The 9,760-nt window shown below is 73.6% G+C and carries 8 protein-coding genes and 1 pseudogene; 5 read left to right on the forward strand and 4 right to left on the reverse strand.

Annotated features, from left to right (window positions below; all coding sequences use genetic code 11):
• Positions 1–69: 69 nt before the first annotated feature.
• Complete coding sequence (locus PV350_RS40445; RefSeq protein WP_499510669.1) at positions 70–798, forward strand: SRPBCC family protein; 729 nt, start codon at positions 70–72, stop codon at positions 796–798.
• Positions 799–882: 84 nt separating this feature from the next.
• Here PV350_RS40445 and PV350_RS40450 read toward each other — a convergent pair whose 3' ends face one another.
• Complete coding sequence (locus tag PV350_RS40450) at positions 883–3,102, reverse strand: NADP-dependent isocitrate dehydrogenase (protein ID WP_500338421.1); 2,220 nt, start codon at positions 3,100–3,102, stop codon at positions 883–885.
• 268 nt (positions 3,103–3,370) lie between these two features.
• On the opposite strand from PV350_RS40450, the gene PV350_RS40455 reads away from it, so the two are divergent.
• Both PV350_RS40455 and PV350_RS40460 read left to right on the forward strand, forming a co-directional pair.
• On the forward strand, positions 3,371–4,747 hold the full coding sequence (locus PV350_RS40455) for an MFS transporter (RefSeq protein WP_499510671.1): 1,377 nt from the start codon (positions 3,371–3,373) through the stop codon (positions 4,745–4,747).
• A gap of 78 nt (positions 4,748–4,825) precedes the next feature.
• Entirely contained in the window at positions 4,826–5,245 is a 420-nt protein-coding gene (locus tag PV350_RS40460) for a VOC family protein (RefSeq protein ID WP_499510672.1), read from the forward strand.
• On the opposite strand, the gene PV350_RS40465 is transcribed toward PV350_RS40460, so the two are convergent.
• The 3 genes from PV350_RS40465 to PV350_RS40475 form a co-directional block, all read right to left on the reverse strand.
• Positions 5,236–7,164 (reverse strand): helix-turn-helix domain-containing protein, encoded by a 1,929-nt coding sequence (locus PV350_RS40465; protein WP_499516762.1) that lies wholly within the window; start codon positions 7,162–7,164, stop codon positions 5,236–5,238. The two genes, PV350_RS40460 and PV350_RS40465, sit on opposite strands and share 10 nt — an antisense overlap.
• Before the next feature lie 66 nt (positions 7,165–7,230).
• Complete coding sequence (locus PV350_RS40470; protein ID WP_499510673.1) at positions 7,231–8,055, reverse strand: 3-hydroxybutyrate dehydrogenase; 825 nt, start codon at positions 8,053–8,055, stop codon at positions 7,231–7,233.
• Between the two features lie 85 nt (positions 8,056–8,140).
• Positions 8,141–8,626, reverse strand: a complete 486-nt coding sequence (locus PV350_RS40475) for an NUDIX hydrolase (protein ID WP_500338424.1) — start codon at positions 8,624–8,626, stop codon at positions 8,141–8,143.
• 156 nt (positions 8,627–8,782) lie between these two features.
• On the opposite strand from PV350_RS40475, the gene PV350_RS40480 reads away from it, so the two are divergent.
• Positions 8,783–9,577 carry an O-antigen ligase family protein gene (locus tag PV350_RS40480; RefSeq protein ID WP_500338425.1) on the forward strand — a complete coding sequence of 265 codons (795 nt, stop codon included), beginning with the start codon at positions 8,783–8,785 and terminating at the stop codon, positions 9,575–9,577.
• A gap of 85 nt (positions 9,578–9,662) precedes the next feature.
• Positions 9,663–9,760, forward strand: a pseudogene (locus PV350_RS40485) (glutamate racemase); the annotation flags it as partial.

Raw genomic sequence — 9,760 nt, forward strand, 5'->3', positions numbered from 1 at the left:
CGCCACCACCCCACCACCCACCACGTCGTCCGGGCGTCCGGGCCCGTCCCCCGAGGAGCGAGCAGCACCATGTCCAAGGAATTCGAGATCGTCCGCGAGTTCGAGACCGAGGCGAGCGCGGAGGAGGTCTGGGAGGCCGTCACCACCGGCTCCGCCGGCTGGCTGTGGCCCCAGGAGTTCGAGCCGCGCAAGGGCGGCGCCGCGCCCTTCGGCGGCACCCTCACCGCCTGGGACCCGCCGCACCACCTGATCGCCCGGGTGGAGAGCCCGGAGGGCGTCGACAACCAGTTCTTCAACCAGCTCGAGCACCTCATCGAGGAGCGCGAGGGCGGCGGTGCCTGGGTGCGCTACGTGCACAGCGGCGTCTTCGTCGACGACTGGGACAACCAGTACGACGGCGCGAGCAAGCACACCGACTTCTACCTGCACACCCTGCGCCAGTACCTGACCCACTTCACCGGGCGGCCGGCCGCCTTCGCCACCGTGAACGGCCCCGCCGCGTCCACCGCGCCCGACGCCCTCGAGGTCGTCAGCCGCGCCCTCGGGGTGCCGGACGACGCGGCCGAGGGCGCCGTGGTGCGTGTCGAACTGCCCGGCGCCGGGCCGGTGGAGGCCGTGGTCGACTACCGCAACCGGTACTTCGTCGGCCTGCGGACCGGTGACGCGATGTACCGGGTCTTCGGCCGCAACCACTTCGGCGCCCCGGTCGGCGTGAGCGTGCACGACTTCACCCCCGGCGCCGACGGCGAGCGGGCCGGGGAGCGCTGGCAGGCGTGGCTGGACGGCGTCTTCGCGTAACCGCGCGCCCCGCCGCGCCCCGTGCACGGGACCGCCCCGGCTGGATCACCAGCCGGGGCGGTTCGCGTCGTGCTGCCGGTCGCGTCAGGCGAGCGTCGCCAGCGCCTCGTTGAAGGTCGCGGACGGGCGCATGACGGCCGCGGCCTTGGCCGGGTCGGGCTGGTAGTAGCCGCCGATCTCGGCAGGGGAGCCCTGCACGGCGATCAGCTCGTCGACGATCACCTGCTCCTTCTCGGTCAGCGTCTGGGCGAGCGGGCCGAAGGCCTTGGCCAGCTCGGCGTCGTCCGACTGCCCGGCCAGCTCCTGGGCCCAGTACATCGCCAGGTAGAAGTGGCTGCCGCGGTTGTCGATCCCGCCGAGCCGGCGGCTGGGCGACTTGTCCTCGTTGAGGAAGGTGCCCGTGGCGCGGTCGAGGGTGTCGGCCAGGACCTGGGCGCGGGCGTTGCCCGTGGTGGTCGCCAGGTGCTCGAAGCTGACCGCGAGCGCGAGGAACTCGCCGAGGCTGTCCCAGCGCAGGTAGTTCTCCTTGACCAGCTGCTGGACGTGCTTGGGCGCGGAGCCGCCGGCGCCGGTCTCGAAGAGGCCGCCGCCGTTCATCAGCGGCACGACCGACAGCATCTTGGCGCTGGTGCCCAGCTCCAGGATCGGGAAGAGGTCGGTCAGGTAGTCGCGCAGCACATTGCCGGTGACGGAGATGGTGTCCTCACCGCGACGGATGCGGTCGAGGGAGAACTTGATCGCCTCGACCGGGGACTTGATCTCGATCTGCAGGCCCTCGGTGTCGTGCTCCGTCAGGTACTGCTTCACCTTGGCGATGAGGTTCGCGTCGTGGGCGCGCTCCTCGTCCAGCCAGAACACCGCCGGGTCGCCGGTCGCGCGGGCGCGGGTGACCGCGAGCTTGACCCAGTCCTTGATCGGCGCGTCCTTGGTCTGGCAGGCGCGGAAGATGTCGCCTGCGGAGACGGCCTGCTCCAGCACGACGTTCCCGGCCTGGTCGACCAGGCGGACGGTGCCGGTGTGCTGGATCTCGAAGGTCTTGTCGTGGCTGCCGTACTCCTCGGCCTTCTGCGCCATGAGACCGACGTTGGGCACCGAGCCCATCGTGGCCGGGTCGAAGGCGCCGTTCGCGCGGCAGTCGTCGATGACGGCCTGGTAGATGCCGGCGTAGCTGCTGTCCGGGAGCACCGCGAGGGTGTCGGCCTCCTGGCCGTCCGGGCCCCACATGTGGCCGGAGGTGCGGATCATGGCCGGCATGGAGGCGTCGACGATGACGTCGCTCGGGACGTGCAGGTTGGTGATGCCGCGGTCGGAGTCGACCATGGCCAGGGCCGGGCCCTCGGCCAGCTCCGCCTCGAAGGAGGCCTTGATCGCCGCGCCGTCGGCCAGGGACTCGACGCCCTTGAGGATGCCGCCGAGGCCGTCGTTCGGGGTGAGGCCGGCCGCCGCGAAGGTCTCGCCGTACTGGGCGAAGGTCTCGGGGAAGAAGGCGCGGACCACGTGGCCGAAGACGATCGGGTCGGAGACCTTCATCATCGTGGCCTTCAGGTGCACCGAGAACAGCACGTCCTCGGCCTTGGCGCGCGCGACCTGCTCGCCGAGGAACTCGCGCAGCACGGCGACGCGCATGACGGAGGCGTCGACGACCTCGCCCGCGAGCACCGGCACCGACTCGCGCAGCACGGTGGTCGTGCCGTCGTCGCCGACCAGCTCGATGCGCAGCGCGCCGTCCTCGGCGATGACGGCGGACTTCTCCGTGGAACGGAAGTCGTCGGCGGTCATGTGCGCGACGTTCGTCTTCGAGTCGGCCGACCACGCGCCCATGCGGTGCGGGTGCGCCTTGGCGTAGTTCTTGACCGACGCGGGGGCACGGCGGTCGGAATTGCCCTCGCGCAGGACGGGGTTGACGGCGCTGCCCTTGATCTTGTCGTAGCGGGCGCGCACGTCCTTGTCCTCGTCGGACTTCGGGTCGTCCGGGTAGTCCGGCAGCGCGTAGCCCTGCGCCTGCAGCTCGGCGACCGCGGCCTTCAGCTGCGGGATCGAGGCCGAGACGTTCGGCAGCTTGATGATGTTCGCGGCCGGGGTCTTGGCGAGCTCGCCGAGCTCGGCGAGGGCGTCGGCGATGCGCTGGCCCTCCTCCAGGTACTCGGGGAAGCTCGCGATGATGCGCCCGGCCAGGGAGATGTCACGGGTCTCCACGGCGACTCCGGCCGTGGAGGCGTACGCCTGGATCACGGGCAGGAACGAGTACGTCGCCAGCGCCGGCGCCTCGTCGGTGTGCGTATAGATGATGGTCGAGTCAGTCACCGGGTGCTCCGCTCCACGTCTGCAACATTGCTCGACATCAAGATATCTCGTGAGCGGCCGCCACTCGAATGGACCCTCCCGGCGCCCGGGCACCACCCCACGGTCCCGCCCCGGCGGCGCCGGGCACCCCGGACGGGAGGCTCATGGTGCCCGCCCGCATACCCGGCGGCACAACTGTGGTGTTCCACCACATGGGAGCGTGACGTGGCCGTTTCTACGGTGTGGCGACATCGGAAACGTCCCCGTCCCCCGCCCGGAAGTGGTGACCATGGCAACCCCGGCACCCGCGCCCACCGCACCCGGCTCGCTCCGCAGAATCGTCGCGGCGAGCCTCATCGGCACCACCATCGAGTGGTACGACTTCTTCCTCTACGGCTCCGCCGCCGCGCTGGTCTTCAACAAGCTGTTCTTCCCCAACGAGGAACCGCTGGTCGGCACGCTGCTGTCGTTCCTCACCTACGCGGTCGGCTTCGCCGCCCGTCCGGTGGGCGCCCTGGTCTTCGGCCACTACGGGGACCGCCTCGGCCGCAAGCGGCTGCTCGTGCTGAGCCTGCTGCTCATGGGTGGCGCGACCTTCTGCATCGGCCTGCTGCCGACGTTCTCCACGATCGGCGTCGCCGCTCCGGTGCTGCTCACCATGCTCCGTCTCGTGCAGGGCTTCGCGCTCGGCGGCGAGTGGGGCGGCGCGGTGCTGCTGGTCTCGGAGCACGGTGACGCGAAGCGGCGCGGGTTCTGGGCCTCGTGGCCGCAGACGGGCGCGCCGGCCGGGCAGCTGCTCGCCACCGGTGTGCTGTCGGCGCTGACCGCGCTGCTCTCGGACGCCGCGTTCACCTCGTGGGGCTGGCGGATCCCGTTCCTGCTCTCGGGCGTGCTCGTGATGGTGGGGCTGTGGATCCGGCTTTCGGTCGACGAGTCCCCGGTGTTCAAGGCGGCGCTGGCCAGGGCGGAGGCCCGCAAGGCGGAGGAGTCCACGATCGAGCGGCTGCCGCTGGTGTCGGTCCTGCGCGACCACTGGCGGGACGTCCTGGTGGCGATGGGTGCCCGCATGGCGGAGAACATCAGTTACTACGTCATCACCGCCTTCGTCCTCGTCTACGCCGTCGAGCACGCGGCCCTGGGCAAGCAGACCGCGCTGAACGCCGTGCTCATCGCCTCCGCGGTGCACTTCGCCGTCATCCCGGCCTGGGGCGCGCTCTCCGACCGCGTCGGGCGCAGGCCGGTGTACCTGCTGGGCGCGGCGGGCGTGGGGCTGTGGGCCTTCCCCTTCTTCGCGTTGATCGACACGAAGAGCTTCCCGGCCCTGCTGCTGGCCGTCACGGGCGGCCTGGTGCTGCACGGCGCCATGTACGCGCCGCAGGCGGCCTTCTTCTCCGAGATGTTCGCGACCCGCATGCGCTACTCCGGGGCCTCGATCGGCGCCCAGTTCGCCTCCGTGGCCGCGGGCGCCCCGGCTCCGCTCATCGCGACCGCGCTGCTCGCGTCCTACGACAGCTCGGTCCCCATCTCGCTGTACGTCATCGCCGCCGCGCTGATCACGCTGGTCGCGGTCGGGGTGGCCAAGGAGACGCGCGGCCGGGACCTCGACGCCGTCGAGTCCGGGGCCCCGGAGGACGCCCCGCTGGCCCGGTCGGCCCACGCGGGCTGACCCGGGCGGACACGTTCCGCACCCCCGGTACGTGGACCCCGTCACGGCATGTCAGTGGCGGGGTCTACCGTCGTTACCGTGAGTGACACGAGAGCGATGACGGGGGTGCTGCACCATGTCGAGCTGTGGGTTCCGGAGCTGGAGCGCGCGGACGCCGAGTGGGGCTGGCTGCTGGGCGAGCTGGGCTACGTCCGGTACCAGCGGTGGGAGGCGGGCCGCAGCTGGCGGCTGGGGGCGACCTATATCGTCGTCGAACGGTCACCGGATCTCGTCGAGGGACCGCACGAGCGCCGCAGGGCGGGGCTGAACCACCTCGCGTTCCATGTGGCGGGCCGCGCGGAGCTGGACGCCCTGGTGGCCCGCTCGCCGGGGCACGGCTGGACGCTGATGTTCCCCGAGCTGCATCCGTACGCCGGCGGCGAGGAGCACTGTGCCGCCTACCTGGAGAACGGAGACGGGTTCGAGGTGGAGCTGGTCGCGGGCGCGGATCAGAGCTGACCGGCGGGGCCCGGCGGGCCCTCCTGCCCGGCGGAGAGCCGGTGCAGGCGCAGCGCGAGCTGGATCTCCAGCGAACGGTCCGGGGCCTGCCAGTCGGCGCCGAGCAGGTGGGAGATGCGCTCCAGGCGCTGCGCGACGGTGTTGACGTGCACGTGGAGGGCGTCCTTGGTGCGCACGGGGCTCATCCCGCTGGCGAAGTAGGCGTCCAGGGTGCGCACGAGGTCGGTGCCCCGGCGGCTGTCGTAGTCGGCGACGGCGCCGATCGTGCGGTGCACAAAGCCGTCGACGTCGCGCGACTCGGTCAGCAGGAGTCCGAGGAAGCCGAAGTCGTCGCCCGCGGCGCCCTCCCCGACCCGGCCGAGGGCGCGCAGCGTGTCTCCGCAGCGCTGCGCCTCCGCGTAGGCCAGGGCGACGGCGCCGGGCCGCCCGGCCGGCGCGTGGACGGGGCCGGACGCCCCCACCGTGACGGCCGCCTGCACCGCCGTGCCCAGCTGCTGGGCGATCCGGCGGGCGGTGGCGGAGGCGTCGGAGCCCGGCTCCAGCGGGAGCAGCAGCACGGTGCCGCCGTCGCGTGCGGCGGCCAGACCCCGCCGGGTGGCGGCGAGGTGGGAGGCGGCCGACCACAGCCGCTGCCGGTCTGCTGCGGCCCCGGCGTGCTCCTCGCCGACGCGGGCGGCGAGGACGACGTGCGGGGCGTCGAGGTCCGCGCGGAGCCGGCCCGCGCGTTCACGCAGCAGTGCGGGGTCACGCTGCGGGGCGTCGAGCAGGTCGTCCAGGAGTTCGCCCCGGAAGCGCTGCTCGGCCTCGGCGGCGGTGCGCCGGGCGAGCAGCAGCAGGGAGGTGACCATGGCGGCCCGCTCCAGCGTGCGCTGGTCGACGGGGTCGAGTTCGGGGTGGCCGTGCAGCACGAGGGCGCCCAGCAGTTCGCCGCCCGCGGTGACGGCGGCCGTCCAGGTCTGGCCCTGCCGTACGGCGTGGCCGTCCTTCCGGGAGCGGGCCACGGCGTCGGCGAGCACGTCGGGGACGGGGTCGCGGTCGGTGCCGACGACCCGCACCGTCCCGGAGAGCACCTCGGCGACGGCGTCCGCGACGTCGTCCACGCCACCGCCGCGCAGCACGAGTTCGGTGAGCCGGTCGTGCACCTCGGAGGCGCGTTCCAGCACGGCGCTGTGGCTGCGGATGGTGTCGTTGGCGGTGCCCAGGTCGGCGAGCGCGGACCGGGTCTCCTCCAGCAGGTTCGCCGTGTCGATGGCGACGGCGGCGAGCGAGGCGAGGGAGGCCAGCAGGGCGATCTGGCCGCGTTCGAACACCCGGGCCCGGCGGTCCGCGGCGTACAGCACCCCGATGACGCCGGTGCCCAGTACGAGGGGCACGCCGAGGATCGCCACCAGGCCCTCGTCGTGCACGGCCGAGTCGATCGGGTGGGTGTGCCGGAAGCGCTCGTCGTCGAAGTAGGACTCGGTGACGTAGGGCAGCGCGGTCTGCGCGACCAGACCGCCGAGCCCCTCCCCCATCCCGAGCCGTACCCGCTGGAACTCGGCGGAGACCGACCCCTCGGTGACCCGCATGTAGGTGTCGCCGGCCTTCCGGTCGATCAGGCTGAGGTAGGCGACGTCCGTGCCGAGCAGGGACCTCGCCCGCTGCACGATGGCCTGCAGCACCGAGTCCAGGTCCCGCAGGCCCGCGAGGTCGCCCGCCGTCTCGAACAGCGCCGACAGCTCGGCCTCGCGCCGCCGCCGGCCCTCCAGTTCCGCCCGCACGCGCAGGGCCAGCAGCTTGGCCTGCTCCATCTCCGCGAGCACGGCGGGGGGCGCGCCCTCGGCCCTGGCCGCGAGGACGGGCCGCTCGTACTCCTCGGCCGGCGCCCCGCGGGCGAGCAGCCGCAGGAAGGGTGCGTCGGAAGGGCTGTGGGGAGCCATGGTTCCGCCGTCGTCGTCGGGGGCGTGGAGTGGGTCGCGGGGCACGCTGTCAGAGATACCGGCAGATCAGTGTGCCGTCCATCCACCGTCCATGGTGAGCGAGGCACCGGTGATGAAGGACGCCTGCGGCGAGCAGAGGTAGGCGGTCAGTTCGGCGACCTCCTCGGGCTCCACCAGCCGCTTCACGGCGGAGTCGGCGAGCATGATCTCGGTGACGACCCGCTCGGGATCGATGCCGTGCGCGGCCGCCTGGTCGGCGATCTGCCGCTCGACGAGCGGGGTGCGCACATAGGCGGGGCTGATGCAGTTCGAGGTGACGCCGCGTGCGGCGCCCTCCAGGGCGGCGGTCTTGGACAGCCCCTCCAGCCCGTGCTTGGCCGAGACGTAGGCGCTCTTGTAGGCCGAGGCCCGCAGACCATGGACGGAGGAGATGTTCACGATCCGGCCCCAGCCCTGCCCGTACATGTGCGGCAGCGCCCCCCGGATCAGCCGGAAGGGCGCCTCCAGCATCACCCGCAGCACCGTGGCGAAGACGTCGGGCGGGAAGTCCTCGATGGGGCGGACGAGTTGCAGCCCGGCGTTGTTGACCAGGATGTCGGTGCCCGCGGCGGCCTGCTCGGCGGCGTCGAGGTCGGTCAGGTCCAGCGTCACGGTCTCGACGGCGCCGGGGCGGCCGCCCGCCGCGGCCTGTTCCGCGAGCTCGGCCAGGCCTTCGGCGTCCCGGTCGGCGGCCCGCACCTTGGCGCCTGCGGCGGCCAGGCGCAGGACGCACGCGCGGCCGATGCCGCCGGCGGCGCCGGTGACGAGCGCGGTGCGTCCGTCCAGGTCCGGCGGCCCGGACGGCGGGACGGGGCCTGCTGCGGAACGGGGCGCGGGGGGCGTGGGCGTCATGCACTGCAGGCTAGGCAGCGCGTGGGTCCCGACCGATGTGTGCGCCGCCCACACTCGTGACACCGCCCGTGGGGGCGGCGCACACTCACTCCTGCGGCGGCCCCGCGGGCTCGAACCAGGTCGGGCCGTCGGACAGCGCGTGCTTGAGGCGCAGCCGCCCGTGGTTGCCGAGGTCGGGCAGACCGTCCACGTCGAACCAGCCGACCTCCAGCGACTCGTCGTCCGCGACGCGGGCCCGCCCGCCGACGGCCCGGCAGAGGAAGGTGATGTCCACGTACTGGCAGCGGTCCCCGTTGGGGTAGAGGACCGGGTCGATCGTCTGGACAAGGACGACGCGCTCCACGACCGCGCGCACGCCGGTCTCCTCCAGCACCTCGCGGACGGCGGTCTCGGCGGGTTGCTCGCCGGGTTCGGCGATGCCGCCGATGAGGGACCAGCGTCCGTTGTCCGCCCGCCGGTTCAGCAGGACGCGGTCGTCGTCGTCGAGGACGACCGCCGTGACACCGGGCAGGAGCAGCTGCCGGTGGCCGACGAGGGCCCGCAGCTCGCGGAGGAATTCGGGAATCGGCACGCCGCCGAGCCTACGTCCTCGGCCGGGCCCTCCCGTGGATCAGGTCCGTGAGCGCGGCACTTGCCGTTCGCGCACGGGATCTCCACATCCCGAGCCCCCAGCGGTTACGGTGACCCCCGGGGAACCCCCCGGCCCCGGGGGTCAGGGGGTGCGCTGATGGACACGCGAACCGGTGGCACGCGGTCAGGCGTCGGGGGCGCCGACGACGGCCCGGCGGAACGCCCGCGCTCCGGATGGACGGACGCGGTCGGCGCGCTGGTCCTCGCCGGCTGCGCGGTGTGGTCGCTGGTCGCCGCGGCGGGCCGCCCGGCCCGTCCGGAGGGCGTGCTCCTGGCCGTCCTGGCGGTCACCGCCGGATACGCGGCAGGCCGCGTGGGCGGCGCCCTGCGTCCGGTGGCCGTCCCCGCCGTGGCGGCCCTCACCGCGGTCGTCCTGGTGGTCGCCCTCCCCGGGCGCCTGTCCGGCGGCCCGGACACCCCACCGCTCGGGTACGCGAACGCCGACGCCGCACTGATGGTGCTCGCCACCGGCGCCGCCTGCTGCGCCGCCTGGGCCGCGCGGACCCGACCGCTCCGGCTGGGCCTGCGCCTGCTCGGCGCCACGGCGGCCGGGTTCGCGCTGGCCGTCGGCTCCGCCGCGGGGTTCGCGGCGTGCCTCGGGGTGGTCCTGTGCTCGCTGGCCGCCGACCGCACGCGCCGCGCGGCCGGTCTCGCGGGCCTGGCCCTGGCCCTCGTCGTGGCGGTCGGCGGCACCTGCGCGGTCGCCGTCGACGCCCTGCCGCCCGGGCTGTCGGCTTCGCTGTCCGGGCAGCTCACCCCGGCCCGGGTCCGGCTGTGGCACGACGCCCTGGAGACCGCCCGGGACCATCCCGTACGCGGGATCGGCCCGGGCCGCTTCGCCGAGGCGGGCACCGCACCGGCTCGCTCGGCGCCCGGCGGGGGCACGCCGTAGTCGGCGCCCCTGCAACTGGCCGCCGAGCAGGGACTGCCCGGCGTCGCCCTCCTCGCCGCCTCCTACGTCTGGCTGCTCTGGGCCCTCCAGCGCCCCCGACGGCATGCCCTGGGGTCCGCGCACCCCCGAGGACGTCACCGCGCACGCCCTGGCCTGCGCCCTCGCCGCTGCCGAGCACCGCCC

Origin of the sequence: Streptomyces sp. PA03-6a, from assembly GCF_033792765.1 — a bacterium.
Lineage (GTDB): Bacteria > Actinomycetota > Actinomycetes > Streptomycetales > Streptomycetaceae > Actinacidiphila.